Here is a 25,596-nt window from a genome sequence, read left to right on the forward strand (position 1 = left end):
ATGAAAAAGCTAAATCTTATTCTGGCATCAGTAAGTGCACTTTTTGGACTGCTCGTAGCACTGGCCCCATACACCTTCGCAAAGGTCTGTTCAATGCCAAAAATGCACTGCCACGCAGTAACCGCACCGACTGAATTTGTCCTTGGAATCTTGATTTTCGCATTTTCTGCCTTTCAGGCGGCACTTCTATGGAAAAAACGCTGATTGAAAAACTGCCGGAAGGATTTTCTCTGGCGCTTTCAAATCTTTCAAAGAAGATTTACAGAACAGTTTCGCTTATCTTCCTTGCAGCTATTTCTTCTGCTGTTCTGTTCGCTTCGCTGATTCTCTCTTCAAGCCTGAAATCTGGAATCACAGGCCTTCGTTCCCGACTGGGCGCAGACCTGCTGGTAGTTCCAGAAGGCTATGAACAGGGAGCAGAGAATGTTCTTCTTACTGGTGAACCAAATTATTTCTACATGGACAAATCCGTTCTGGAATCAATTCGGGGCCTTGAGGGAATTGAAAATGCCACTGCTCAGTTTTACCTTACAAGCCTTGCTGAATCCTGCTGCGACTTTCCTATACAGATAATCGGATTCGACAGAAAAAGCGATTTTATCGTTCAGAATTGGGCACGCACGAAACTGGGCGAAAACAGCTCAACTGAAGACTTTCTTCTTTCGGGCAGCAATGTAAGCCTGACACACGGAAAAGTCAAATTTTTCGGTGAAGAGCACACAATTTCCGGAAGACTTTCAAAAAGCGGAACAGGAATGGACAATACAATCTTTTGTGATTTGGAAAGCCTTCAAAAAATTTTCGAAAGCGCAAAATCAAAAGGCTTCGGCTTCATTTCTGACGGCGATACAAAGAATAAAATCAGCACGGTTTTAATCAAAGTATCAGACGGCTCTTCAACAGATTCCGTCGCGCTCAGAATAAAAAATGCTGTGAAAGGAATACAGGTACTTACCGGCGAGAAATTCCTTAAATCTTTTTCGGAAAGGATTTCATCATTTCTCGTATTCTTTTATTCAATTTCGGCCCTGGTTCTCTTAATCAGCATTTTTTCACTCGGAATTGTATTTTCGTTAACAATCAATGAGCGGCAGCGTGAATTTTCAATTCTTCGTGTGCTCGGAGCAAACAGAAGACAGCTCAGGCAAATTCTTTTAGCAGAAGCGGCTTTTTTGGGCGGAAGCGGAGCTGTCACAGGAATTGCATTATCAGCACTGATTGTGATTCCATTCAACGCCATCATAGCAGAAAAAATCTCACTTCCTTTTGCGATGAGCAGTGCAGGCGAGATTCTGATTTTTGCCCTTCTCACCTTCGCCTTATGTACAGCTTCAAGCGTTTTTGCCGCATTAAACGGCGCATTCAGAATCTCAAAAATTGAACCTTATGGAGGAATAAAATGATTCAAATCGAAAAACTGTCAAAATCATTCAAAACTCCGCGGGGAATAAAAAAAGTCTTTTCAGATTTTTCATTAACGGTGAAAGATGGAAGTTTTCTCGGAATCGCAGGTGAATCAGGAACAGGAAAAAGCACGCTCCTTTCAATCATTACCGGCCTTCAAAAGCCAGATTCTGGAAAAGTATGCGTCAACGGAACGGAACTTTTGTCGCTCAATGATGATGAGATGTGCACTTTCCGAAATGAGAACATTGGATTTGTTTCGCAGGAGCAGAGTTTCCTTGAAAATCTTTCAGTTCTCGACAATGTGACACTTCCGGCTTTGCTTTCAAAAACAGGCAAAACCAAAAAGAGCGAAGTTATCGGACGGGCAAAAAAACTCCTTTCAGATTTCGGAATAGAAAGCCTTGCTGAAATGGGTCCATCAGCTCTTTCCGGCGGGGAAAACCGAAGACTGCTGATTGCACGGGCGCTGATTAATGACCCGCAGATTATTGTAGCCGATGAACCGACTGATGCCGTGAGCAAAAAGCAGGCCGAAGAAATCATCGGCATATTCAAGGCACTTTCAAAACGCGGAAAGACGGTAATTTTAGTCACCCACGATGAAAACGCACTGAAAAAATGCAGCAGCGTTTTTTATTTAGACAAATAACCTAGTCAAAATATAGGCAAAAAAAAGGAGAAACTAATGGCAAAAAAGATTCACGATTCACTTACCGAGCTTGTAGGACACACTCCCCTCGTTCGGCTTCACGGATATGAAAAAAAACTCGGCTTAAAGGCACATCTTCTGGCAAAAGTTGAATATTTCAATCCAATCGGAAGCATTAAAGACAGGATTGTTCTGCGCATAATCGAAGATGCAGAAAAAGCAGGAAAAATTCAGCCCGGAAAAACCACCTTGATTGAATACACCAGCGGAAACACAGGAATTGCAGTAAGCGCAATCGGAGCGATGAAAGGCTACAAAGTCCGCATTTTCCTTCAGGAAGGTGTCAGCAAGGAACGCTTGCAGGTGATGAAAGCATTCGGCGCAAATGTAACAAAAATCGGTGATGTTCCAGAATTACAAGATGCACTCAAAGCAACGAACAATGATTTCGTAGCGGCAACAAACATATTAAAACAGCATATTCGTGACCGCCAGGCCGCAGGTGATGATATTTATTTCGTTGATCAGATGATTAATCCTCTGAATCCGCAGGCTCATCACGATACGACTGGAAAGGAAATCTGGGAAGACACGGAAGGCGAACTTGCGGCCGTAGTTGCTTCGGTCGGAACGGCCGGAACCATCCGTGGAATCGCTGACTACCTTCATGGGCAGACAAAAAATGTAAAAATCTTTGCCGTAGAACCGGGCGAAAAAGACACGAAACTTACGGGAATTCATAATTTTACAGAAGTGCCAGTTGAACGAGTTCCGCCAAGCATCAAGGAAAACAATGAAATCACTAAAAAAGTCTTTGATGAAGTGTTTGTCGCTGACACAGACGGCGCATTTGAAGCGGCAAGAACTGTTGCAAAAACAGACGGCGTTCTGGTAGGAAATTCAAGCGGAGCGGCCCTCTGGGGAGCAACACAGATTGCCCAAAAAGAAGAATTCGCCGGAAAAAATATCGTAGTGATTTTCCCTGACACAGGACTTCGATATTTGAGCACAAATCTTTTTGAAGACTAAACGCAATATAAAGCAAAAGCGATAAGGGGGCATTATGCCGGGAAACATAAATATTCAGAAAGTTAACAAAAGTTTCGGAGATATTAAGGTACTGAACGATTTCTCACTGGATATAAAAGAAGGTTCTTTCGTAAGTTTGATTGGTCCGTCTGGATGCGGAAAATCAACACTTTTAAGAATCATCGGAGGTCTTGAAAAAGCAACAACAGGTTCTGTAAGTCTGGACGGCGAAACAATTACAAAGGCTGGAAGTGACAGAGGCTTTGCTTTTCAGGGCTCGAATCTGTTCCCCTGGCTTTCGGTAAAGGATAATGTTTCATTCGGCCTAAAAGCACGAAAAATCTACCACGAAAAAAAGCAGGATGTAAGCGATATCATCAATCTTGTCGGCTTAAAAGGATTTGAAAATTCCTATCCGCATCAGATTTCAGGCGGAATGCAGCAGAGAGCGTCCTTAGCACGAGCACTCGTCGGTCATCCAAAAGTCCTTCTTCTTGACGAACCTCTTGGCGCTTTGGATGCCTTTACGCGAATGAATTTGCAGGATGAAATTCTCCGCATAAAGAAAGAAAATGAAATGACTATGCTCATGGTAACTCATGATGTAGATGAAGCGATTTACATGAGCGACAGAGTTGTGGTAATGAGCGCACGGCCAAGTCGTGTTGAAGCAGTTATCGATATAAATCTTCCTCATCCGCGAATTCGGGTGCAGGATACCTTCACTCTTTACCGCAATAAGATTCTTGAATACCTGGATTTTGGCGGCAAAGTTCAGGATATTGAATATGTAATTTAACAAGTCGGTTTTTAAAGACTTAAAAATAAAATGGAAGAGAATATGTACAAAATTTCAACCAGAGGACAGTATGCACTTTTGATTATGGAAGATTTGGCGGAAAACGCAGAAGATTCTTTTGTTCCGCTGCGACTTCTTTCTCACAGACGAAATCTTTCAGTAAAATACCTCGAACAGATTCTTTCAAAACTGGTTGCGGCAAATCTCGTTGAAGGTTCAAGAGGAATTAACGGCGGCTACAGACTTACGAAACCCGCAGATAATTACACGGCAGGCGAAATCCTTCGAGTCATGGAAGGCGACCTTTCCCCGCGAAATACAAACGAAGGAAATACAATTGAATCAGCAGGCAGCGACGAGTTTTGGAAAGGCTTTGAGAATGTAATCAATAATTTTGTGGATTCCATAACGCTCGACACGCTGGTTCATAAAAATAAAGAATTCGTTGGCTTTGAATACTGCATCTAAACGCGCGCTGAATAAAGCCATTTGCGAATTTTTCAAAGTTAAACCGAGTTTCCTTAAATTTTCTTAAATCCTATTGACATAGTAGGTAATTAAATGTATATTAAACCTACCAGTTAACTAGGTTTAGGAGAAAAAATATGGCAGAAAATGTACTTTTCAGTGACTACTCTGCTTCCGATTACATAAAATTTGCGGAACAGAGCGCGGCATGGATAAAATCCACAAAGCAGGCAGGAAAATTCGGTGCACGATGGATTCAAAGCCCGGATTCAAAAGAAGATTTTACTGATTACCCGATGCTCACACCGAAATCCCTTTACGGTGGCTCAGCTGGAGTCGGACTTTTTTACCTTCGATTATATCAGTCGACAAAAAATGCTGAATATCTTGAGGAAGCAAAATCAGCGGCAAAAGAGATAATCGAAACCGATGAAGGGGCGGCTTTTTACGAGCGGACTTTGAATGCAAAGGCAAGCGGGGCTTCAAAACTTGTTCATGTAAAAAATATGCCTGGCTGGGCTGCAGGATACTACAACGGTCCTACTGGAAGTGCATATCTCGTGCTCAAACTTTATGAACTTACAGGTGATGAATCTTACAAAAACTATGCCGTCAAAGTTGCTGATGATTTGCTTGCGGCTGCAAAAAAATCTGATGCTGGCATTTACTGGAGCGAACAGAATGATTTGTGCGGCGATGCAGGATTCGTGACCTATCTTTCTGCAATCTACGAGCTTACAAAAGATTCAAAATATCTTGATGCAGAAAAAAGTTTCGGGAACTTCCTTTTGAGCAAAGGAAAACCTGCTCCAAAGGGCGGAACTTACTGGAATGTAGTTGATTTGACAATCATCGACTTTCCGAAAGATGTTTTCTGGGTAAATAATGCTCACGGAACAAGCGGAATCGGCTGGATTTTCACGATTCTTTACAAAACGACAAAAGACGAAAGATTTTTGAACGCGGCAAAAGAAGCTGCAAAATATATCGAAGGAATTGCGGTCGGTGACGAAAATGCTGTTCTTGTTCCATATCTCGACAGTTTGGAACGCGGTCCATCAACTGAGTTCTATTATCTGAGCACATGCCACGGACCTGCAGGAACTTCACTGCTCTTCCATGCGCTTTATAAAATCACCAGCGAAAAGCATTATCTGGATTGGGTTTTGAGGCTGAGCCGTGGAATCATTAAGGCGGGTGCACCGGAGAATTTCAGCCGCGGTTACTGGCAGAGTCAGGCTTTGTGCTGCGGAACTCCGGGCTTGCTTGAACATTTCGTTTCGGTTTACAAGCTCACGAAAAATCAGGAATTCCTTGAATATGCTAAACGGGCGGCAAAAACTGTTGTTGGGCAGTCATTTGTTCCTGATGCAGACGGTGATATTTATCATCAGAAAGCATTGCGAAGATGGAGCGGTGCATGGTGGCGAACGATTCCGACCGATGTTCACTCTTACACAGGTCTTTACATCGGAACGGCAGGAAACGCATGGTCGCTTCTTTCACTTGCGGCAGCCGAAAAGAACGAAAATCTTATCGAGCTGATTGAATACAACTATTTTAACTAAAAAAAACATAGAGGAGAAAATATTATGGCTAAAATTTACGATTCAATTACAGAACTTGTTGGGGACACACCGCTTGTCCGTCTTCATCGATATGAAAAATCTGAGAACCTTGAGGCAAACATTCTCGGAAAATTTGAGTACTTCAATCCTTCGGGCAGTGTCAAAGACCGAGCGGCATTGAACATCATCGAAGAAGCAGAAAAACGCGGCGACATTCATCCTGGAATGACTTTGATTGATTATACGAGCGGCAACACTGGAATCGGTGAGGCAACTTTCGCAAATGCAAAGGGATATAAATTCGTTGCCGTCATTCAGCCACTTGTTTCGCAGGAACGATCGCAGATTCTCAAGGCTTTGGGAGCAGAGCTTTTGCAGGTAACGGATGTTCCGGGATTCCCTGAGCTTTTGAAAAACGGCCTTACAATGACCGCACTCGAAAAACTCTTCAAAGATTTTGCCGCATCAAAAGGCTGGTATTACTTGAATCAGTGCGCGGACATTAATAACTCGCTTGCTCATGTAAAATCAACTGGTCCTGAGATTTGGGAAGCAACAGGCGGAAAAGTCGATTATGTTGTTCAGCTCGTAGGAACAGGCGGCACGCTTTCAGGCCTTTCAAAATACTTCCGTGAGAAAAATCCAAATGTAAAGATTATCGGAGCACAGCCTGCCGAACAGTCAAAGAAAAACCCTAACTTCCCGGAGCGAAACACAATCGACGGTGTTTTGAACTTTGACGGCGTTCCACAGGAAAATTATCCGCCACTTTTCACAAGTTTCGACACCAAATACGATGAATGTTTCAATGTCGTTGCCGAAGACGCTTATGAGACAGGCCGAAAACTCGTAAAACAGGAAGGATTCTTCGTTGGCCAGTCAGCAGGCGCGGCCCTTTGGACAGCAACCCAAATTGCAAAACGCCCGGAAGCAAAAGGCAAGAACATCATCGTGATTCTCGCCGACAACGCGTTCAAATATCTTTCAACAAATATGTATAAATAACGAAAAAGGGGGAACGGCACCTTTCAAAGCAAGGTTCCTTTCCCCCTTTCAATCCCCTAATCTTCCAAAGTTAAAAATGAGGTGCGAATATGTCTTTATCCTTTGAATCCAAATGTCTTCACATAGAAGATGAATCCGCTCCCGCGGGTGGTATAACTGCAGGGCACTGTACTCACTATGGTGCGATAAGTTTCCCGATTTATCAGACTGCAACTTACGCTCATCCCGCTGTCGGTCAGAGCACAGGCTTTGATTACAGCCGTCTGCAAAATCCGACAAGAGAGCATCTTGAAAAAGTAATTGCCCAACTCGAAGGAGGAATAGACGCATTCGCACTTTCAAGCGGAATGGCCGCTATCACTTTGCTTATGGAGCTTTTTTCACCGGGTGACCACATAATTGCAGATTCAGACCTTTACGGAGGTTCAATCCGCCTGTTTGACAATGTATCAAAAAAAAATGGAATTCAGTTCACCCGCCAAAATATTGCAGAACTTGGCGAATCAGAATTGGAAAGTCTTGTCACATCAAAAACAAAGGCAATCTATATCGAAACCCCGACAAACCCGATGATGAATGTTACCGACATTGCAAAAACAGCGGAAATTGCAAAGAAACACGGACTTCTTTTAATAGTAGACAATACATTTATGTCCCCATATTTTCAGAATCCACTTGCACTCGGTGCCGACATCGTGGTTCATTCAGGTACAAAATATCTGGCTGGCCACAATGACACCCTTGCAGGCTTCATAGTGACAAATCGGCCGGACATTCAGGAAAAACTTCGCTTCCTCATAAAAACCACGGGAGCAGGCCTTTCACCTTTTGACAGCTGGCTCACCCTGCGCGGAATCAAGACGCTCGCAATCCGCATGGAAAAGGCACAGCAAAACGCTGTAAAAATCGTTGAATGGCTCAAAAATCAAAAGGAAGTCACAAAAGTCCTGTATCCGGGGCTTCCAGAACATCCGGGCTTTGAAATTCAAAAAAAGCAAGCCCGTGGATTCGGCGCGATGATTACATTCAATGTCACCGATGAAGCAAAGGCCAAGTCAATTTTGAACAAGGTCAAGCTGATTCAGTTTGCAGAAAGTCTCGGTGGAGTGGAAACGCTCATCACCTATCCGGTAACGCAAACTCACGCAGATGTTCCTGAAGAAATCCGTCTCAAAAACGGAATCACAACCTCAACGCTCCGACTTTCAACAGGCATTGAAAATCCAGACGATTTAATAGAAGATTTAAGGCAGGCAATAAAGTAAAGGGGAAAGCCTTAAAACCCAAAAGGAGAATCAAATGTACGATTTCAACAAAATTACAGACCGTCATAACACCAACGCGATAAAATTCGACCTTGCAGTTGCACGCGGAAAGCCCGCCGATGTACTTCCTCTTTGGGTTGCCGACATGGACTTTCCTACTTCGCCAGCAATTATTGAAGCACTTCATTCTAAAGTAAATCACGGAATTTTCGGATATTCTGTTCCTGATGAGCGATTTTATGACGCCGTCAAAAAATGGCAGAAAACAGAGCACGATTTTGAAATCAACAGAAACTGGGTTGTGACCACACCGGGAGTCGTTTTTGCAATCGCCACGGCAATCAGGGCCTTTACAAATGAAGGGGATGCCGTAATCATTCAGACTCCGGTTTACTATCCATTCAAGAACATGATTGAAGCAAATAACCGTAAACTCGTCACATCTTCGCTTTTTGAAAAAGACGGCAAGTGGCAAATCGATTTTGATGACTTTGAGCGAAAAATCGAAGAAAACGCCGTAAAGCTCTTCATTTTATGCAGCCCGCACAATCCAGTCGGCAGAGTCTGGACGCGCGAAGAACTGACCCGTCTTTCAGAAATCTGCCTTAAGCACAATGTTCTTGTTTTTGCCGATGAAATTCACAACGATTTTGTATTTGAGCCGAACAAGCACACAGTTTTTTCGACGATTTCTAAAGAGACCGCATTGAATTGTATCGTCTCTACTTCCGCGAGCAAAACTTTCAACCTTGCGGGCCTTCAGTTCTCAATCAATTTCATTCAGAATCCTCAGTTAAAAAGAAAATTCCATGATGAACGCGACAAAACCGGCTACGATGAACCGAGTCTTATGGGATTCGTTGCAACGCAGGCAGCTTATGAACAGGGCAAAGAATGGCTTACCGAACTGAAAGCACACCTTGTATCAAATCTTGATTTTGTACGGAAATTTGTTAAAGAAAATCTCCAAAAAGCACGGTTGATTGAACCAGAAGGAACTTATCTTCTGTGGCTGGATTTTTCGGCTTACGGGTATTCAGATGCTGAACTCGATGATTTAATCGTAAATAAGGCAAAAGTCTGGCTTGACCGTGGAACGATGTTTGGAGCGGAAGGAAATTGCTATCAGAGAATCAACATAGCAACTCCCCTCCCGATTTTAAAAGAAGCCCTCGAAAGAATATCGAAGGCTTTATCGTAAAAAACTATTCGCTTAAAAGAACATCTTTGAGAATCGCAAGGCCCTCATCGATTTCTTTGTAAGAAATGTTGAGTGGCGGCACGATTCTGAGAGTGTTTGCACCGGCTGTTGAGGTAAGAAGCCCCTTTGCAAGAAGCTTTTTCTCAACCTCAACAGCAACGGCTCCGTTAATCATATCAACGCCAATCATCAGACCCTTTCCACGGATTTCGCCAACGCATTTTGCCCCGAAAGAAGCAATGGTCTTCCGCATATATTCGCCTTTTTCAACGACTGATTCAAGGAATCCCGGTTTTGTAAGCTCTTTAAGAACGACAAGACCTGCGGCACAAGCCAATGGGTTTCCACCGAATGTTGACTGATGATCACCAGCCTTGAACACATCAGCTGCCTTTCCGCGAATCAAAATACCACCGAACGGCACGCCACCGGCGACGCCTTTCGCAAAAGAAACAACTTCCGGCTCAAAATCAAGTGCATCGCTTGCAAGCAAAGTGCCTGTGCGGCCAAAACCAGTCTGAACTTCATCGGCCATTACGATTGCACCAGCTTTTCGGGCAGCATCTGCAGCAGCTTTTGCCCATTCAGCATCAACGATGTTTACACCACCCTCGCCCTGAACGCATTCAATCATAAGGGCTGCAGTTGTGTCATCGAAAGCCGTTTTAATTGCTTCCCAGTCGTTTGCTTTGATAGTCTTAAAGCAGTCAACATAAGGAGCAAAGCAGGCAGGATGGAATTTGTCCTGACCTGTTGCAGTCAGAGTTGCCAAAGTGCGGCCATGGAAAGAACTTTCCAAAGTGTAGATTACGCGGCGTTTTTCTCCACCATTGAGATAGCCGTATTTTCGAGCCAGTTTGATTGCAGCTTCATTTCCTTCTGCACCAGAATTTCCGAAGTAAACGGCATCAAAGCCTGTCTGTCCGAGAAGTTCTGTTGCATACTCGATTCCGACATCACTCGTAAAATAATTGCAGACATGAATCTGCTTTTTTGCCTGTTCAGAAATGGCCTTTACGAGAGGCTTAAAATTGTGACCGAGGCAGTTGACGGCAATTCCCGCCAGAAAATCAATGTATTTTTTGCCGTTGATGTCGTAGCAGGTTGAGCCTTTACCCTTTACCATTGTGACATCGAACGAGCCGTAATTATTTACAACAATTTTTGAACCCATAATTTTCTCCAAGATTTTAGTAAATCATCGTGCCAATACCACGGTCACTGAACATCTCGATAAGAAGCGAATGTGGTACGCGGCCGTCGATGATGTGGGTGCGTGGAACACCGCCTTTTCGCGCCATCATGCAGCACTCGATTTTTGGAATCATTCCGCCAGCGATTGTGCCGTCATCAAAGTATTTCTGAACATCTTCAATGTGAATCCGCTGAATCAATGATTTTGGATCGTTTATGTCACGGAGCACGCCCGGAACATTCGTGAGCTGAACGAATTTTTCGGCCTGCAAGGCAATTGCAAGTTTAGCTGCGGCTGTATCAGCATTGATGTTGTAACGGGCACTGTCACCAGATTCTCCAAGCGCAACAGTTGAAACGACAGGAATAAAGCCCTTGTCCAAAAGCGACTGAACGATTTCAGGATGAACTTCGGTTACTTCACCGACAAAGCCCAAATCAGCGCCGTCTTTATCAATCTTCTTTGCACGGAGCAAGCCTGAATCAACGCCCGAAAGACCGACTGCCTTTCCGCCTTCCTGAAGGATAAGACCAACAATGTCCTTGTTGAGTTTACCAGTCAAAACCATCTGAACGATTTCCATTGTTTCGGCATCGGTGTATCGAAGACCATTGATGAATTTTGATTCCTTTCCAACGCGCTCAAGCATGTTGTTGATTTCAGGACCGCCGCCATGCACGAGCACGACCTTGATTCCGATTGTATTCAAAAGAACCAAATCCTTCATTACTGCGGCTTTGAGTTCTTCATTGAGCATGGCATTTCCGCCATATTTTACAACGACAGTTTTTCCAACCCAATGGCGGAAATAAGGCAAAACCTGCACCAGAACATCCGACCAGTGAGCGTTGTCAACACGCGGATCAATTTTCTCACGAGTTTCGTTTTCATTATTTTCAGACATAATTTTCTCCTAAGTTCGATAATCTCCGTTGATTTTTACATAATCGTATGTGAGGTCACAGCCCCATGCGGTGCCTTTGGCATTTCCGTCTTCAAGTTCAACGAGGATGTCAACAGCTTCTTCGGTGAGAATTTTCTTTGCCAAGTCTTCATCGAAATTGAGCGGAACTCCGTGCTCGAACACTTTAATAGAAGATTCTTTACCACCGTTCTGACTTCCGTCCTCGAAATAGCGTTTTGCACCTTCGCGGCTCAAGAATGAAACCGAAGTTTTTTCTGGTGTGAAGAAGAATCCTGAATAGCCCATTGCGTCCAAGATTCGGCCCCAGTTTGCGTCAGCACCAAAGAATGCGGCTTTTACGAGATTTGAGCAGATTACGGCTTTTGCAAGACCACGGGCATTCTCTACAGTGTCAGCACCGACTACATTACAGGTGACAAGGCGGGTTGCACCTTCACCGTCAGCGGCGATTTTCTTTGCCATCTGGGTGTTGAGTGCGTTCAAAGCCTCAACGAAAGCGTCAAAATCAGCTCCTTCGCCAGTGATTTCAGCGTTTCCGGCCATTCCGTTTGCAAGAATAAGAAGAGAATCGTTTGTTGAAGTGTCACCGTCGATTGAAACGCAGTTGTAAGTGCCTGCCGCAGAAATTCGGAGTGCCTTTTCGAGCATTTCTGAAGAAATTGCACAGTCAGTCGTGATGAAGCCGAGCATTGTTCCCAAATTGATGTGAATCATGCCGCTGCCTTTAGCCATTGTTCCCATGCGGACAGTTTTGCCGCCAATCTGAGTTTCAAGGGCAACTTCTTTATACTGAGTGTCAGTCGTCATGATTGCGATTCGGGCTTCCTTGTGGCCTTCTTTTGAAAGACCGTCAGCAAGCTTGTCCAGACCGTTAAGGATTTTATCAACAGGAAGCTGCTGACCGATTACACCAGTCGAAAGAACGAGAACATCATCGGAATTAATGTTCATTTTTGCTGCGACTGCAACAGCCTCTTTATTTGCGTTGTCATAACCTTCTTTTCCAGTACAGGCATTTGCGTTTCCAGAGTTGGCGATTATGGCCTGAGCCTTGCCGTTTGCAATGTGATCACGAGTAAGTTTAACACACTCTGCCTTTACCCGGTTCTGTGTGAATACGCCGGCTGCATTGCAGACCTTTTCGCTGAAAATAAGAGCCGTGTCGTTAGTCGTTCGGCTTGATTTGATTTTGTTCAAAACACCGTTTGCAGTGAATCCCTGGGCTGCAGTAACGCCGCCGTCAATGAAATTACAAGAAAATGCCATAATTTTCTCCTGTATGCAAAAAAAAATGAATATTTATGCAAATTTATTACATAAATATTCATTAAGTATACGATAATGTGAATAAATATTCAAGGTGAATGAGAGACAGCCTTATTCCTGTGATTCAATCACAACATCTTCTTTTTTGACTTTCTGCCAGTCAAAGGCACTTACGGCCTCTTCAAGCGACAGTTTCTCTTCTTTTTCGAGGCAGCCGCAGAGAAATAGGATTTTTCCAATCAATTGTTCACTGGTAAAATTCTCTCGCAAAAAGCCCATGTCAGTGTCCTTGTCACGCTTGGAAAGACGGCGACCGTCAGCACTCAGCAAAAGAGGAAGATGAAAAAATTGCGGGAGCTGATGGAAATCGAGTTTTTCATAAAGATAAAGCTGATTGAAGGTCGAAGAAATCAAATCCCGGCCGCGAACAACCTGATTCACGCCCATAAGAGCATCATCAACCACGACGGCAAGCTGATATGAAAAGTTTCCGTCAGAACGGCGGATTATAAAGTCGCCCAAATCACGAGAGAGGTCGCAATTCTGATTTCCATAATGGCCGTCAAAAAAAGAACAAGTCCTGTCTTCAACAATGATTCTTTTTGCCGGAAGACGCACACTGTATAAAAGAGATTTTTCGGATTCTGAAAGGTTGCGGCACTTCCCTGAATAGACTGATTTTCCGTCACTTGCGTGCGGCGCTGATGATGAAAGCAAATCGGCACGAGTGCAAAAACAATCGTAAACAAGGCCTTTTTCACAAAGCAAATCGAAAGCTCTTATATAGAAAGAATCGCGATTCGACTGGTAAAACTCGCCGGAAAGTCCACCCTCGCTCGCTGAAAAATTATCCCATTTGAGGCCGAGCCAGAGCAAATCTTCAATAAGCTGAGAGGAATACTCTTTTTTACAGCGCTGACGGTCAAGATCTTCGATTCGTAAAATCCACTCGCCGCCAGTTTTTTTTGCAGAAAGATATGAAAGCAAGGCAGAATACACATTTCCCAAGTGCATTCGCCCGCTTGGAGAAGGAGCAAAGCGTCCACGCATTATTTTGAACTTTTTCCGTGAACTTTTTCGACTTCATCAAAGAACTTAGAACCGCCCTTTCCTCTTCCACGGTGAGGTCCAAGAACTTTTGACTGAACTTCGCCAGTTTTTTTCATTGAAGTCGCCATTCCCTTTCCAGGAACAGAAAGACGGTTGTAATTCATCTCATACATGACAGGATTTGATTCACTGAATTTGAAGATTTTGTTTGAACCGATTAGAAAAGAAAAAACCGCTGCAATCACGAGCAAAATCGAAACGCTCTTAACATTCTGAACGATTTTAGATTCATCAATAACGATAGTCATTTTATCCCCCTTGCGCATTAAACGCCCCAATAAAAATCACCCGTTTATATTTTCGGAAAGTTTTTGGCACTTCTTTATTTTTCATTTCCATTATAGAATAATCACAATATGTTTCCACCACTTCCACAAGAAAAAGCAGCCGCAGTTTTAAAAGATTTAATTCAGTCGCTCGAAGAAGGCAAAATTGAACTTGTACAGGTAGCCCGACCGAGTGAAGAACGAAAGAATCAGGGGGTGATGCTGGGCGCGCTCGTCTGTAAAAATAAAAACGGCGATGAAGTCAATTTGGTGACAAACTCTGGGAACGCAAAACAGTTTAGAATTAGCAGTGAGCAATTAGCAGTTAGCAGTGAGCAATTAGCAGTTAGCAATTATAACGGGACATTGTTCGCTTCGCTCACTCGTCCTAGTGTTTTGGGGGGAGTTGTTTTTGTAGGGCCGATTGTTTCGGCAGGGCAGATTGAAGCTGCACTTTCTGAGAATGATAGAGAAATTCATGAAATAACGAAAAAAATTAACAATGAGCAATTAGCAATGAGCAATGAGCAATTGAAAGAATTGCGTAAACAGCGAGAAAAATTGTGTGATGAGTCTTTGTCAAAAGTTCATGCACTTTATAAGTTTCATTGCATTGATGGGAAGGTTCGGTCGCTCAAAGAGATTTGCGGAATTTATAACGGCGGCAAATTGCCTCCGACTGGAACTGGTGACTGTTGCGCACCGAAACTCTTAGATTATGCCTTTTCGCACGAATTGATTCCTATTTCACTGGCAGAAACTCCTCACTCAACTTCTCACTGCTCACCGCTAACTGCTAACTTAACTCCCCCTTGCGATGAACGATGCGGAATCCTGCTTCCTGCCATGCTGGGCTTGCGGATTTTATATCGTGACGAGGCGATTTGCGTTGTGAACAAGCAGTCTGGGCTTTTGAGCGTTCCCGGTCGTGGAGAAGACAAGCAGGACTGTATTGAGTCTCGATTTAAGCGGCTTTTCGGCGACAAAGTTGAAATCGCACAGTGTGCAGTTCACCGTCTCGACCTGGAAACCAGCGGCGTGATGATTCTTGCATTTACAAAAGAGACACATCACAAACTTATGCAGCAATTTGAGGCAAAAACCGTTCAAAAAGAATATGTCGCACTGCTTGACGGCGTGCTTGCCAAAAAAGGAATTGCACAGCACGGTCAGATGGAGCTTTTTTTCAGGCTTGATGTCGAAAACCGTCCGCACCAGATTTGGGATGCAGAAAACGGCAAAAGTGCGGTCACTGAATGGGAAATTTTGGGCGTTGAGCGGTATCATGCGCCAGACGGCTCAACACGGAATGCCACGCGGGTACTTTTTATGCCGCACACAGGGCGCACTCATCAGCTTAGGCTTGCAAGCGCGGACGCTCACGGCTTTGGCGTGCCGATTATAGGAGACACTCTCTACGGAAAATGCGATGAAGGTGAGCGGCTCATGCTCCACGCACGGAAAGTCACTTTCACGCACCCAGTCACAGCCGAGCCAATGACGATTGAGTGCAATCCGGAGTTTTAAGATTTTTTTATCTCGCTCACGAAGAGGCCGGCAATCGTAAGCACGGCACCAATTGCGCCCATCAACGAGATTTTTTCGCCGAGTGCAAAAAACGCAAACACAATCGTGACGACAGGAATCAAATAAATGCCGACGGTTGCGCGCACTGTTCCGAGTTTCTCACAGGCAACATTCCATGCGGCAAAACAGAAGGCACTCGCCCCCAGACCTAAAAAGCACAGATTGAGCCAGTTAAGCGGATTAAAAAAACGGCTCTTATTAAAGAAAGAATCAAAAATCACGGAAATGCTGCCAGGAATCTGAAAATCTGGGGCTGAAGGAACGAATGCACCGAAACGAGCAAGTGAGAAAATCCCGATTGGGAGCATGAAAATTATAGCCCAGAAGAAAATACGCCGGGTCACCTGAATTGAATCGAGTTGCAGGGCATTGATTTTTGACACGCACAACGAGTAAACACCCCAGCTCAAGGCCGCCGCAAGGGCAAGGAAGTCACCCTTTGGATTGAGATTGAATTCCACGACGCCGTTAAAGCTAACCAGTGCGACTCCTAAAATCGCGAGCAGAAAACCGATGATAAAACACCCTGTCAGATGGTGCTCTTTCAAAAAAATCTGCGCAAAAATAGCTGTAAAAATCGGGCAGATAGAAACAATAATGCTGACATTCGATGCTGATGTATACGAAATCGCCATGTTTTCCATGAACTGATAAGCCGTGACGCCAGAAAATCCCGCGAGCATAAAATAAAGCTCCTGTTTTTTCGCAGACAGTTTGAGCAGCCCCGGCTTTAAAACCCAAAGCCCAATATATGCAAGAAGAAACCTGATAACGAGGATTTCATAAGACGAAAAGGAACGCAAAAGATATTTTGTCGAAACAAATGTGATTCCCCAGATGAACACGGAAATAGAAGCGAAGAAAAGCCCGGTGATGTTAATTTTTTTTGTCATGGAGAAGATTGTAGCAAAAAACACGGATTGAAGCCACAATTCTATAAAAAGGAAGAAAGCCATCGGTTTTCATAAAGTTTCGTTTAAGAAATTGTATTTTTTTTTGATTTCTGATATTCTCTACATCATGAAAGAATTCGAACTTAAATACGGATGCAATCCAAACCAGAAGCCTGCAAAGGTTTATGTAGATGAAGGCGATCTTCCAATCACAGTTTTGAATGGAAGACCGGGATATATCAACCTGCTCGACGCATTGAACGGATGGCAGCTTGTAAAGGAACTTAAAGAAGCAACAGGTCTTCCTGCCGCAACAAGTTTCAAGCATGTAAGTCCGGCCGGAGCCGCTGTCGGAAAGCCTCTTTCAGACACACTTAAATCAATTTACTTTACAGACGGTGTTGAACTTACACCACTCGCTTCGGCTTATGCACGCGCCCGTGGAGCAGACCGTATGAGCTCTTTCGGAGATTTCATTTCTTTGAGCGATGAATGTGACGAGGCCACAGCCCTTTTGATTAAAAAAGAAGTTTCTGACGGAATCGTTGCACCTTCATATTCACCAAAAGCACTTGAAATCCTCAAGGCAAAAAAGAACGGAAATTACTGCATTATTCAGATTGACCCGAACTATGTACCGCCTGCAACAGAAGTAAAACAGGTTTTCGGCGTTAAATTCGAGCAGGGACACAATTTCCTCAAAATTGACGAGTCTTGCCTTTCAAACATCGTTACGAAAAACAAAACTCTGAGCGAAGATGACAAGCACAACCTTATCATCGCGCTGATTACACTTAAATACACTCAGTCAAATTCAGTCTGCTATGTAAAAGACGGTCAGGCAATCGGTATCGGTGCAGGCCAGCAGAGCCGCGTTCACTGTACACGTCTCGCAGGTCAGAAAGCCGACAACTGGTGGTTGCGCCAGTCTCCGAAAGTTCTTGGCTTGCAGTTCGTTGACGGAATCAAACGAGCAGACCGCGACAACGCAATTGACGTTTACATTGGTGATGAGTACGAGGATGTTCTTGCTGAAGGCAAATGGCAGAATATTTTCAAAGTTAAGCCAGAAGTTTTCACACGCGAAGAAAAACGCGCTTGGCTCGACAAAAACACAAATGTAGCCGTAGGAAGTGACGCATTCTTCCCATTCGGAGACAACATCGAGCGGGCAAGAAAGAGCGGCGTTACAGTTGTAGCACAGCCAGGCGGAAGCGTCCGTGACGATCAGGTTATCGAAACCGCAGACAAGTACAACATGGTAATGTGCTTCAACGGAATCCGCCTCTTTCATCACTAGTTTGTAAGATAATGCCCGCATGGAGGCGGGTGATAAGCACAGAGAGAATTTTCGCAAGAAAATTCTCGTACGAATCAAAAATTACATGGATGTAATTTTTGTTCGAGTGTTCCATCATTAATATAAATGCAAAATGCCCGCACGGAAGCGGGCACACAGCAAAAAAATGGCCACACAGAGCGAAACTGTGTGGCTTTTCATTTTATGCCGCTCCGCTATGGAGCCCCGCAGTTGCCGTTTACGGCAATGAGCGTGAGCGAAGGGCGGAACAGCGGCAGAGAGTTGATTTGCACCAAATCTTATGCGTAAATCGGGCGAACTTTGATTACGCCTTCGATTGACTCGAATGCTTTGAGTGTTTCGCCTTCAACTTTTCCGTCAACATCGATGAGTGCATAAGCCAAATCGTTCTTGTTCTGGTCAACCATGCTTGCAATGTTGAGTTTTGCGTTACCAAGAACTGTTGTGAACTGAGCAATCATGTTCGGAACATTTTTGTGTGCAATACAAAGTCGTGTTCCGTTTGCAGGAATCACATTGTTCAAGAATGTCTTCGGGAAGTTGACTGAATTGCGAATTTCGCCGAGTTCGAGGAAGTCACGAAGCTCTTTTACTGCCATTATTGCACAGTTGTCTTCTGCTTCTGGAGTTGAAGCACCCAAGTGTGGCAAGCAGATTACTTTGTCGCATTTAAGAAGTTCTTCGTCTGCGAAATCAGTGATGAGAGCTGCAACTTTACCTGAGTTCAAAGCTGCAAGTACATCAGCGTTGTTAACCAAGCCACCACGAGCAAAGTTTACGATGCGAACGCCGTCTTTCATTGTTTTGATTGAAGAAGCGTTAATCATGCCCTTTGTGTCGTTTGTCTGTGGAACATGAACTGTGATGTAGTCAGATTTTGTGTAAACGCCTTCGAGTGTGTCAGAGATTTTTACATTGCGGTCGAGGGCGAGAGCTGCTTTTACAGAAAGGAATGGATCGTAGCCGATTACGTTCATTCCCAAAGCAATTGCTGTGTTTGCAACCATTGCACCGATTGCACCCAAACCGATAACGCCCAAAGTTTTTCCTTTAAGCTCTGGTCCAACGAACTGAGATTTGCCTTTTTCTGCGAGGGCAGGAATCTCATCACCTTTACCAGCCAAGCCTGCAACCCATTTGTTTGCGGCAACTGCCGGGCGACTAGAAAGCAAAAGGCCGAGGATAACAAGCTCTTTTACAGCGTTTGCGTTTGCACCCGGTGTATTGAATACTACGACGCCTTTTGCAGCGAGTTCTTCGCAAGGAATATTGTTTACACCAGCACCAGCTCGTCCTACAGCCTTAACTGACTCCCCAAGCTCCATTCCATGCATTTCAGCAGAGCGAACAAGAATTGCGTCCGGGTTATTAATGTCAGTAGCGATTTCATAGTCATCGCGAGGAAAGTTTTCCAAGCCGATTGCACTGATTTTATTTAAAGTCTGAATCTTGTACATTTTATTCTCCAAATTATGCGTTCTCTTTTGCGAATTTCTTCATGAACTCAACGAGAGCTTTAACTCCGTCCAAAGTCATTGCGTTGTAGATTGATGCTCGCATACCACCTACGAGGCGATGACCTTTGAGGTTTACGAGGCCGGCTGCGGCAGCTTCTTTAACGAACTTGTCGTTGATTTCCTTTTCTTTTGCGAGTGCTGCTTTTTCTGCGTCTGTGCGGTCAGCTTCGTCTTTCTTTCCGGCAGCAGCAGTTTCTGCAGTTGAGTATTTTGTGAGGAAAGGAACATTCATCAAAGAGCGGCTACCCTTTTCTGTTGTGGCATGGTAGAAATTGCCCTCGTTGTTGTCGAGGTAGTTGTAAAGGTATTCAGCCTTTTCCTTGTTGCGTTTGAGCATTCCATCTGCACCGCCGTTCTTTTCAATCCAGTGAAGAACCTTGTCCAAAACATAGATTGTATAGCATGGTGGTGTATTGTACATTGAGCCGTTGTCAGCGTGTGTTTTGTAAGCGAGCATTGTCGGTGTTCCTGGCAAGCAATCAGCGGCTTCAGGAATCAAGTCTTCGCGGACGATTACGAGTGTAACGCCAGCTGGAGCCAGGTTTTTCTGAGCACCTGCGAAAAGCAAACCGAATTTTGTTACATCAAGTGGCTCACTCAAAACGCATGAAGAAATGTCGGCAACCAATGGAATGTCGCCAGTCTCAGGGATGTACTCGTAGTGAGTTCCCATGATTGTGTTGTTGAAACAGATGTAAACGTAGTCGTAGTCGCCAGTTACTTTCTCAACTTTTGGAATGTAAGAATAATTCTTGTCTTTTGAAGAAGCGATTACATCAACTGCGATTCCGAGTTTTTTTGCCTCAGCAGCAGCTTTTTTTGCCCAAACACCAGTCTCGATGTAAGCAGCTTTTTTATTTTTGATACCCAAGTTCTGAGCAACCATTGCGAACTGTGTAGAACCGCCGCCCTGAACAAAAAGAACTTTGTAGTTCTCAGGAACATTCATCAATTTGCGGACCATTTTCTCTGCATCTTCGATGATTGGCTCATAAGCCTTCGAGCGGTGACTCATTTCCATTACGGACTGACCTGTTCCGTTGTAATCAAGCATTTCTGCCGCACACTCTTTCAAAACCTCTTCCGGCAAGCAAGAAGGACCCGCACTAAAATTGTAGACTCGTGCCATTTTTTTCTCCTATTGAGGGGGAAAGCCTTCCCCCTGCGTCGCACTTCGTTGCGCCGACACCCCCTTCGCCTAGGGCTACGCCCTAAAACCCGGTATCAGCGTTTCAGTGAAATATTTCACAGAATTTATGACTAGAGTTTAAAGATTTGCAGGAACAAGGTCAATGAAAGTGGCGAAATTTGTGCAATTTATTGTGAAATATTTCACAGTATTACTGTTTTGCGGCCATTCCGGTCAGGACAATTACTGTATTCACATTTTCTACTCTTATATCTTTTGGGAGAGAGAGAACAACATTTGTATAATTGACAATTCCTTTTACACCAGCTTCCACCAACCTTTCTGCCATAAACTGGGCTTTTTCGTCCGGCACGGCAAGAACGGCATATTCAATTTTGAGAGAGTGAATCTTTTTTTCTAAATCAAGGGTCGGAAAAAGAGGAATGGCTGACTTCATGATTTCAATTTTATTCATATTTGTATCAAAACCCGCCGCAAGCTCAAAGGAAGTTCCTTCGAAAACCGAAGATTCAAGTAGTGCCGCTCCAAGCTTGCCCAGTCCAACGATGCAGCACCGGTGCTTTTCCTGTTCATTATATTCTATTCCAAAAGCCTGCCGGATCGCGTCCTGCAAAATTTTTATATCGTAGCCGTTGCTCACCCCATTATGAAGCTCAAGCAAGGAAATGTCTCGGCGAATCGTAGCTTTACCCCAGCCAGTCAACGCGCTCAATTCAACAGAAGTCACCTTTTCTTTTTCAAGCTGAGAGAGAAGTCTTTCAAGAACAATGAGTCTTTTTTTGGACGGCGCAGGAATTTTTTTCATATAACTTTTATATCTTAAATCGCTCAGTCTGTCATCCGAAAAAAGTCTTTTTAAAATTTTGGAGTTTTCTGACATATTTTTTAGAGAAAAAACCGCAAAAATGTCAGAATATTACAAATTCTACAAAGAAAAATGCAGAGATTTACATTTGATACTGTTTATAAGAATTATCTTACTTTTTACATTCAAAAAGGGGGAATGTATGAAAAAATGTTTGAAGACAATTATGGGTGCTGGTCTTGCTGCTGCGCTCGTTTTGTCAGGATGCTCAGAAATTGCCGACATCAATGAAGGTGATTCAAACACAACAAGCGGAACCTTTACAATTCTCGCAAACTCATCAAAAACTGTAAAAGTTTCAAAGAGCTCTCTCACCTACAACACAAACAATTACAAACAGGCTTTCGATTTGGGTGGCGGTGCTGACGGAGTAAAACCGACTTACAGAGCGATTAAATTCGGATTCAGCTGAACGAACATCGGAGATTTTCCGCCGTCAATTTGAAGTACGCTTCATTCTGACGGCGGATTTTTTTTCAGAATATTACTTCTCTTGTATACTTTTTTTAAAATCATGCTATAATGGAATAACTTTTTGGAGCAAAACATGATTAGTTGTGTAAAATGCAAAACATCCCTCCCTGATGAAGCAAATTTCTGCAGCCACTGCGGTTTTCCTGTCGGCTCGCTTAAAATTTGCCGTTCTTGCACGGAATGTGGAGCAAATTTAAGTGCAATCGACAGATTCTGCTCTCAATGCGGCAAACCAGTTCGCGTCGTTAAATCAACCGATGTTAATCCTTTTGTAAACTCAAAGTCAAATGCCGCAAACAACGATGTTCCAAAAATGATTGCTATTGAAGGCGGAGAATTCCTCATGGGCGGTGCAGCCTCAAATTGCGTCGTCAATCTTACAAGTTTCTTCCTTTCAGAAACCCCTGTCACGCAAAGGCAATACTTTCATATTACAGGCCAAAATCCGTCCAAACTTCAAGGCGAAGACAAGCCTGTCGAAATGGTAAACTGGTGCGAAGCCGTAATCTTCTGCAACATTCTCAGCGCACGCAAAAATCTTACTCCGTGTTACAGCATCGGTACAATCACTGACCTCAGAGCATTTGATTCAACAAGCCCGGTCTGGAAGCGTATCAGCTGCAACTTCCTTGCAAATGGTTTTCGTCTGCCCACAGAAGCAGAATGGGAATTCGCAGCCCGTGGTGGCAAAAACTGTGATCCATTCTCTTTTGCAGGCAATTCAGACATCGATAAAGTGGCATGGTACGGAGAAAACAGCAACATTAACTCTCACACGGTCGGCACAAAAGCCCCCAACTCACTTGGACTGTTCGACATGTGCGGTAATGTTACCGAATGGTGCTGGGATTACTTTGAAAATGATTTTCCCACAAAGTCTCAGCTAAATCCGCATGGTCCGCAAATCGGCAACATGCATGTAAAACGAGGCGGAAGCTGGCTCGACGATGCCCCGCAATGCACCGTCTTCTACAGGAGTGCAAGTGCTCCTGCAGGCAAAAGCAGCAGTCTTGGCTTCAGAATCTGCCAGACAAATCTTAACGACCCAAATTTAAAGAGATAGTCATAATAAGCACAACAAGGATATATAAGGAAGAAAATATGACAATAACACAGAACAAAACTTCAGATGGACTTGAACTGGTAGTTGCCGGCCGACTGGATACAAACACAGCTCCTGAACTCGAAATGGCCCTCAAAGCAATCGAACCTGCAAAACAAACACTTCATCTCAACCTGAAGGATATTGAATATGTGTCCAGTGCAGGTCTTCGGGTTATTCTCCTTGCGCACAAAATCATGCTTCCAACTGGCGGCAAAATGGTCATCAAAGAACCGTCAGAATTCTGCCGTCAGGTGCTCAGTGCAACCGGCATGGATTCAATCCTTATATTCGAATAAGATTTGGGGATGAGCAAAAAATGTGGTGGTTGAGCTTGTCGAAACCACCATGTATCAAGTGAATGCTCATTTCTGCAAATTCACAGCCCCACGCGCACCATTTAACCGAACGCTCCCCTGCTCTATTCAATTGCTTTTTTAATCGTCAGAATATTCTGTCCGTCGGCATATTCGTATTCAACGATGTCCATAAATTTCTTCGTCAAAAAGATTCCAAGACCACCGATTTCACGCTCTTCGGCACTCAGGCTTAAATCAGGATCCTGCTTTGCAATCGGATTGAAAGGCTTACCTTTATCTTTAAAAATCATGGTCAGCACATTGTCAGCAAAAGCGGCAGAAACGCGTGCTTCTCCGACCTCTGGAGTGTAAGCATAATGGGCTATATTCACGAAAATTTCTTCAACGGCAAGATCTATCTTATTTATCAAAATCGGCGAACAATTTTCTGGCAGGCATGAATGTATAAAATCATTGACTTTTTCGATATTACAGTCTTCAGCAGTGATTGTCAGTTCACTCATCTTTGCAGCCCCTCCATTTTCATTTTTTAAATCAGGATTTCCAATAAACTCCATTTCGAGCATGGTAATATCATCAAACTGGTCAGCTCCATTTACAAAGCCATCGATGTCTTTACGAACAAAATCAACAATTTCCTTAGGACTCATTTTAAAAGCCTCATCCCGCTTCAAAACCGAAAGAAGCCGTTCTTCACCGTAAAGCTGATTGGCACTGTCAGTTGCTTCAGTAACACCGTCCGTATAGAGGAAAAGTTTATCGCCAGGAAGAATTGAAATTTCATGATTTTGATACGGGATTCCTTCCATCGCCGCAAGCATGAGATTCGGCTTAGATTCAAGATAAGAAACCTCGCCGCCTTTGCAGATTACCGGGGCTGTATGACCTGCATTTGAAAAAGTCAGTTTGCCGGTGGAAAGTTCAAGAATCGCCATCCAGCAGGTGACAAAAAGCCCGGACTCATTGCCCTCGCAAAGTGCCCTGTTCACATGGTCGAATATTTCAGCTGGTGTCTTAAAGCGGAAAGCTGCTTCTTTTAAAAGAGTTTTTGCAACGACCATGAAAAGAGCGGCAGGAACTCCCTTACCAGAAACATCTGCCACAACAACAGTAAAATGATCATCGTCAATCATGAAAAAATCATAGAAATCACCGCCGACTTCCTTTGCCGGTGACATAGAAGCAAAAAGGGAGATTTCAGGATGATTTTTATATGGAGGGAAAACGCGCGGCAACATTTCAGCCTGAATCTTTGTGGCGACATTTAGCTCAGCTCCGATTCGTTCCCGTTCTGCAGTGGCTTGAGTCAAATCAGAAATATAACGGTTCATGTCCCCGCTCATCTTTTCGACGGATTTCGCAAGCAGCCCCAGTTCATCCCGATTTTTGATTTTTTTCAATACGCCGGAAAGTTCACCGTGATGCTCCGCAAAATGAGTGGTTTCATCGATTATAAGCATGAGTGGCTTGATTACACTGAGCAAAAGCGAAAGGGCGTACAGCAAGATGAACAAAAGCGTAAATACAAGAGCCGCTATGAGAGTTGGACGCAGATAATTATGAATGTATGCCTCAACTTCCTTCATTGGCTTTACAACACTCAGAACGGCAACAACCTTTCCTGTAAAATCACGCACAGGAACAGAAGTCGTGACATGGCCGCCAGATTTTTTGTAAGAAAAGAAACTTAATGATTCGCCGTTTTCTATAATGCGCCTGAGATTTTCAATATACACAGCATTTTTTTTGGCAAGTGATTCAACATAACCGAGAGGATAAGGCTCACTCGCAACAAGACTGTTGACCGTATCAAAAATGTAAGTCCGCGAAGTGTAATCAGGAGCAACAACTGTAAGATAGATGAAAGCGATTTCAGCCGTTTCGGTAAGTTCGTTTAATCGCTGATTCGTTGAATCCCAAAGACCGTCATTTCCTTCAGTGAGCCAGTAAGAAATTCGTTCGCTATCAACATAAGAAATGGCTGTCTGAGCAAACTGCTTTGTACTGTCACCGTAAACGCCTTCAAGTTGCTTTTTAAATTCTTTATAACTCATGAAACTGATGATTGCAAACATGAAAATGCCAAACAGAGATGCAAAGGCAAGCAGCTTAACAGACAGGACAGACAAGTGAATTTTTCGTTTCATAGGATTCCCCCTTATATTATAAAGCGGAATTAAAAAAAAATCGATTTTTTTCTATTTTTTTTGCCTT

25 protein-coding genes are annotated in these 25,596 nt (G+C 43.7%); 15 read left to right on the forward strand and 10 right to left on the reverse strand.

Annotated elements, in window-relative coordinates; genetic code table 11:
• From Q0Q74_RS06230 to Q0Q74_RS06275, 10 genes are all read left to right on the forward strand, one after another.
• Positions 1–204 (forward strand): DUF4418 family protein, encoded by a 204-nt coding sequence (locus Q0Q74_RS06230; protein WP_294429428.1) that lies wholly within the window; start codon positions 1–3, stop codon positions 202–204.
• The gene (locus tag Q0Q74_RS06235; RefSeq protein ID WP_294429429.1) at positions 189–1,403 is read left to right on the forward strand and encodes an FtsX-like permease family protein; all 1,215 of its coding nucleotides are present in this window, start codon (positions 189–191) and stop codon (positions 1,401–1,403) included. The genes Q0Q74_RS06230 and Q0Q74_RS06235 overlap by 16 nt, the downstream gene beginning before the upstream one ends.
• Complete coding sequence (locus Q0Q74_RS06240; protein ID WP_294429430.1) at positions 1,400–2,056, forward strand: ABC transporter ATP-binding protein; 657 nt, start codon at positions 1,400–1,402, stop codon at positions 2,054–2,056. The genes Q0Q74_RS06235 and Q0Q74_RS06240 overlap by 4 nt, the downstream gene beginning before the upstream one ends.
• Positions 2,057–2,092: 36 nt before the next feature.
• Complete coding sequence (locus Q0Q74_RS06245; RefSeq protein WP_294429431.1) at positions 2,093–3,085, forward strand: PLP-dependent cysteine synthase family protein; 993 nt, start codon at positions 2,093–2,095, stop codon at positions 3,083–3,085.
• A gap of 34 nt (positions 3,086–3,119) precedes the next feature.
• Positions 3,120–3,884, forward strand: coding sequence for an ABC transporter ATP-binding protein (locus tag Q0Q74_RS06250; RefSeq protein WP_294429432.1), 765 nt, complete (start codon positions 3,120–3,122; stop codon positions 3,882–3,884).
• A 42-nt stretch (positions 3,885–3,926) separates the two neighbouring features.
• Positions 3,927–4,352 carry an Rrf2 family transcriptional regulator gene (locus tag Q0Q74_RS06255; protein ID WP_294429434.1) on the forward strand — a complete coding sequence of 142 codons (426 nt, stop codon included), beginning with the start codon at positions 3,927–3,929 and terminating at the stop codon, positions 4,350–4,352.
• A 137-nt stretch (positions 4,353–4,489) separates the two neighbouring features.
• Positions 4,490–5,920, forward strand: coding sequence for a lanthionine synthetase LanC family protein (locus Q0Q74_RS06260; RefSeq protein WP_294429435.1), 1,431 nt, complete (start codon positions 4,490–4,492; stop codon positions 5,918–5,920).
• Between the two features lie 24 nt (positions 5,921–5,944).
• A complete protein-coding gene (locus tag Q0Q74_RS06265; protein WP_294429437.1) occupies positions 5,945–6,925 on the forward strand; it encodes a PLP-dependent cysteine synthase family protein in 981 nt (326 codons plus the stop codon).
• 89 nt (positions 6,926–7,014) lie between these two features.
• Positions 7,015–8,190 carry a PLP-dependent aspartate aminotransferase family protein gene (locus Q0Q74_RS06270; RefSeq protein WP_294429438.1) on the forward strand — a complete coding sequence of 392 codons (1,176 nt, stop codon included), beginning with the start codon at positions 7,015–7,017 and terminating at the stop codon, positions 8,188–8,190.
• 34 nt (positions 8,191–8,224) lie between these two features.
• Complete coding sequence (locus Q0Q74_RS06275) at positions 8,225–9,391, forward strand: MalY/PatB family protein (RefSeq protein WP_294429440.1); 1,167 nt, start codon at positions 8,225–8,227, stop codon at positions 9,389–9,391.
• Positions 9,392–9,395: 4 nt separating this feature from the next.
• Here Q0Q74_RS06275 and Q0Q74_RS06280 read toward each other — a convergent pair whose 3' ends face one another.
• The 5 genes from Q0Q74_RS06280 to Q0Q74_RS06300 form a co-directional block, all read right to left on the reverse strand.
• A complete protein-coding gene (locus tag Q0Q74_RS06280) occupies positions 9,396–10,565 on the reverse strand; it encodes an acetylornithine/succinylornithine family transaminase (protein ID WP_294429441.1) in 1,170 nt (389 codons plus the stop codon).
• Between the two features lie 16 nt (positions 10,566–10,581).
• Positions 10,582–11,490: an acetylglutamate kinase gene (gene argB, locus Q0Q74_RS06285; RefSeq protein WP_294429442.1), complete on the reverse strand. Its 909-nt coding sequence runs from the start codon at positions 11,488–11,490 to the stop codon at positions 10,582–10,584.
• Positions 11,491–11,499: 9 nt separating this feature from the next.
• Complete coding sequence (gene argJ, locus Q0Q74_RS06290; RefSeq protein ID WP_294429443.1) at positions 11,500–12,777, reverse strand: bifunctional glutamate N-acetyltransferase/amino-acid acetyltransferase ArgJ; 1,278 nt, start codon at positions 12,775–12,777, stop codon at positions 11,500–11,502.
• 111 nt (positions 12,778–12,888) lie between these two features.
• Positions 12,889–13,827 carry a tRNA glutamyl-Q(34) synthetase GluQRS gene (gluQRS, locus tag Q0Q74_RS06295; protein WP_294429444.1) on the reverse strand — a complete coding sequence of 313 codons (939 nt, stop codon included), beginning with the start codon at positions 13,825–13,827 and terminating at the stop codon, positions 12,889–12,891.
• Complete coding sequence (locus tag Q0Q74_RS06300; RefSeq protein WP_294429445.1) at positions 13,827–14,135, reverse strand: hypothetical protein; 309 nt, start codon at positions 14,133–14,135, stop codon at positions 13,827–13,829. The genes gluQRS and Q0Q74_RS06300 overlap by 1 nt, the downstream gene beginning before the upstream one ends.
• Before the next feature lie 108 nt (positions 14,136–14,243).
• On the opposite strand from Q0Q74_RS06300, the gene Q0Q74_RS06305 reads away from it, so the two are divergent.
• A complete protein-coding gene (locus Q0Q74_RS06305) occupies positions 14,244–15,680 on the forward strand; it encodes an RluA family pseudouridine synthase (RefSeq protein WP_294429446.1) in 1,437 nt (478 codons plus the stop codon).
• Here Q0Q74_RS06305 and Q0Q74_RS06310 read toward each other — a convergent pair.
• On the reverse strand, positions 15,677–16,633 hold the full coding sequence (locus Q0Q74_RS06310; RefSeq protein ID WP_294429447.1) for a DMT family transporter: 957 nt from the start codon (positions 16,631–16,633) through the stop codon (positions 15,677–15,679). The two genes, Q0Q74_RS06305 and Q0Q74_RS06310, sit on opposite strands and share 4 nt — an antisense overlap.
• A 127-nt stretch (positions 16,634–16,760) precedes the next feature.
• On the opposite strand from Q0Q74_RS06310, the gene Q0Q74_RS06315 reads away from it, so the two are divergent.
• On the forward strand, positions 16,761–17,933 hold the full coding sequence (locus tag Q0Q74_RS06315; protein WP_294429448.1) for a phosphoribosylaminoimidazolecarboxamide formyltransferase: 1,173 nt from the start codon (positions 16,761–16,763) through the stop codon (positions 17,931–17,933).
• Positions 17,934–18,232: 299 nt separating this feature from the next.
• Here Q0Q74_RS06315 and Q0Q74_RS06320 read toward each other — a convergent pair whose 3' ends face one another.
• From Q0Q74_RS06320 to Q0Q74_RS06330, 3 genes are all read right to left on the reverse strand, one after another.
• Complete coding sequence (locus Q0Q74_RS06320; protein WP_294429449.1) at positions 18,233–19,411, reverse strand: phosphoglycerate dehydrogenase; 1,179 nt, start codon at positions 19,409–19,411, stop codon at positions 18,233–18,235.
• A 13-nt stretch (positions 19,412–19,424) separates the two neighbouring features.
• Entirely contained in the window at positions 19,425–20,600 is a 1,176-nt protein-coding gene (gene serC / locus Q0Q74_RS06325; protein ID WP_294429450.1) for a 3-phosphoserine/phosphohydroxythreonine transaminase, read from the reverse strand.
• Between the two features lie 211 nt (positions 20,601–20,811).
• Entirely contained in the window at positions 20,812–21,426 is a 615-nt protein-coding gene (locus Q0Q74_RS06330; RefSeq protein ID WP_294429451.1) for a redox-sensing transcriptional repressor Rex, read from the reverse strand.
• Between the two features lie 202 nt (positions 21,427–21,628).
• Here Q0Q74_RS06330 and Q0Q74_RS06335 point away from each other — a divergent pair, with 202 nt between their 5' ends.
• The 3 genes from Q0Q74_RS06335 (at position 21,629) to Q0Q74_RS06345 (ending at position 23,361) form a co-directional block, all read left to right on the forward strand.
• The gene (locus Q0Q74_RS06335) at positions 21,629–21,898 is read left to right on the forward strand and encodes a hypothetical protein (RefSeq protein ID WP_294429452.1); all 270 of its coding nucleotides are present in this window, start codon (positions 21,629–21,631) and stop codon (positions 21,896–21,898) included.
• A 135-nt stretch (positions 21,899–22,033) separates the two neighbouring features.
• Complete coding sequence (locus Q0Q74_RS06340; protein ID WP_294429453.1) at positions 22,034–23,023, forward strand: SUMF1/EgtB/PvdO family nonheme iron enzyme; 990 nt, start codon at positions 22,034–22,036, stop codon at positions 23,021–23,023.
• A gap of 38 nt (positions 23,024–23,061) precedes the next feature.
• On the forward strand, positions 23,062–23,361 hold the full coding sequence (locus Q0Q74_RS06345) for an STAS domain-containing protein (protein ID WP_294429454.1): 300 nt from the start codon (positions 23,062–23,064) through the stop codon (positions 23,359–23,361).
• 122 nt (positions 23,362–23,483) lie between these two features.
• Here Q0Q74_RS06345 and Q0Q74_RS06350 read toward each other — a convergent pair whose 3' ends face one another.
• Positions 23,484–25,529 (reverse strand): SpoIIE family protein phosphatase, encoded by a 2,046-nt coding sequence (locus Q0Q74_RS06350; protein ID WP_294429455.1) that lies wholly within the window; start codon positions 25,527–25,529, stop codon positions 23,484–23,486.
• Positions 25,530–25,596: the final 67 nt, after the last annotated feature.

Origin of the sequence: uncultured Treponema sp. (assembly GCF_946187725.1) — a bacterium.
In the GTDB taxonomy this organism is placed as follows: domain Bacteria; phylum Spirochaetota; class Spirochaetia; order Treponematales; family Treponemataceae; genus Treponema_D.

Coding starts and splice junctions, on each gene's coding strand:
- Q0Q74_RS06230 (WP_294429428.1), top strand. CDS start 1: ATGAAAAAGCTAAATCTTATTCTGGCATCAGTAAGTGCACTTTTTGGA.
- Q0Q74_RS06235 (WP_294429429.1), top strand. CDS start 189: ATGGAAAAAACGCTGATTGAAAAACTGCCGGAAGGATTTTCTCTGGCG.
- Q0Q74_RS06240 (WP_294429430.1), top strand. CDS start 1,400: ATGATTCAAATCGAAAAACTGTCAAAATCATTCAAAACTCCGCGGGGA.
- Q0Q74_RS06245 (WP_294429431.1), top strand. CDS start 2,093: ATGGCAAAAAAGATTCACGATTCACTTACCGAGCTTGTAGGACACACT.
- Q0Q74_RS06250 (WP_294429432.1), top strand. CDS start 3,120: ATGCCGGGAAACATAAATATTCAGAAAGTTAACAAAAGTTTCGGAGAT.
- Q0Q74_RS06255 (WP_294429434.1), top strand. CDS start 3,927: ATGTACAAAATTTCAACCAGAGGACAGTATGCACTTTTGATTATGGAA.
- Q0Q74_RS06260 (WP_294429435.1), top strand. CDS start 4,490: ATGGCAGAAAATGTACTTTTCAGTGACTACTCTGCTTCCGATTACATA.
- Q0Q74_RS06265 (WP_294429437.1), top strand. CDS start 5,945: ATGGCTAAAATTTACGATTCAATTACAGAACTTGTTGGGGACACACCG.
- Q0Q74_RS06270 (WP_294429438.1), top strand. CDS start 7,015: ATGTCTTTATCCTTTGAATCCAAATGTCTTCACATAGAAGATGAATCC.
- Q0Q74_RS06275 (WP_294429440.1), top strand. CDS start 8,225: ATGTACGATTTCAACAAAATTACAGACCGTCATAACACCAACGCGATA.
- Q0Q74_RS06280 (WP_294429441.1), bottom strand. CDS start 10,565: ATGGGTTCAAAAATTGTTGTAAATAATTACGGCTCGTTCGATGTCACA.
- argB (WP_294429442.1), bottom strand. CDS start 11,490: ATGTCTGAAAATAATGAAAACGAAACTCGTGAGAAAATTGATCCGCGT.
- argJ (WP_294429443.1), bottom strand. CDS start 12,777: ATGGCATTTTCTTGTAATTTCATTGACGGCGGCGTTACTGCAGCCCAG.
- gluQRS (WP_294429444.1), bottom strand. CDS start 13,827: ATGCGTGGACGCTTTGCTCCTTCTCCAAGCGGGCGAATGCACTTGGGA.
- Q0Q74_RS06300 (WP_294429445.1), bottom strand. CDS start 14,135: ATGACTATCGTTATTGATGAATCTAAAATCGTTCAGAATGTTAAGAGC.
- Q0Q74_RS06305 (WP_294429446.1), top strand. CDS start 14,244: ATGTTTCCACCACTTCCACAAGAAAAAGCAGCCGCAGTTTTAAAAGAT.
- Q0Q74_RS06310 (WP_294429447.1), bottom strand. CDS start 16,633: ATGACAAAAAAAATTAACATCACCGGGCTTTTCTTCGCTTCTATTTCC.
- Q0Q74_RS06315 (WP_294429448.1), top strand. CDS start 16,761: ATGAAAGAATTCGAACTTAAATACGGATGCAATCCAAACCAGAAGCCT.
- Q0Q74_RS06320 (WP_294429449.1), bottom strand. CDS start 19,411: ATGTACAAGATTCAGACTTTAAATAAAATCAGTGCAATCGGCTTGGAA.
- serC (WP_294429450.1), bottom strand. CDS start 20,600: ATGGCACGAGTCTACAATTTTAGTGCGGGTCCTTCTTGCTTGCCGGAA.
- Q0Q74_RS06330 (WP_294429451.1), bottom strand. CDS start 21,426: ATGAAAAAAATTCCTGCGCCGTCCAAAAAAAGACTCATTGTTCTTGAA.
- Q0Q74_RS06335 (WP_294429452.1), top strand. CDS start 21,629: ATGAAAAAATGTTTGAAGACAATTATGGGTGCTGGTCTTGCTGCTGCG.
- Q0Q74_RS06340 (WP_294429453.1), top strand. CDS start 22,034: ATGATTAGTTGTGTAAAATGCAAAACATCCCTCCCTGATGAAGCAAAT.
- Q0Q74_RS06345 (WP_294429454.1), top strand. CDS start 23,062: ATGACAATAACACAGAACAAAACTTCAGATGGACTTGAACTGGTAGTT.
- Q0Q74_RS06350 (WP_294429455.1), bottom strand. CDS start 25,529: ATGAAACGAAAAATTCACTTGTCTGTCCTGTCTGTTAAGCTGCTTGCC.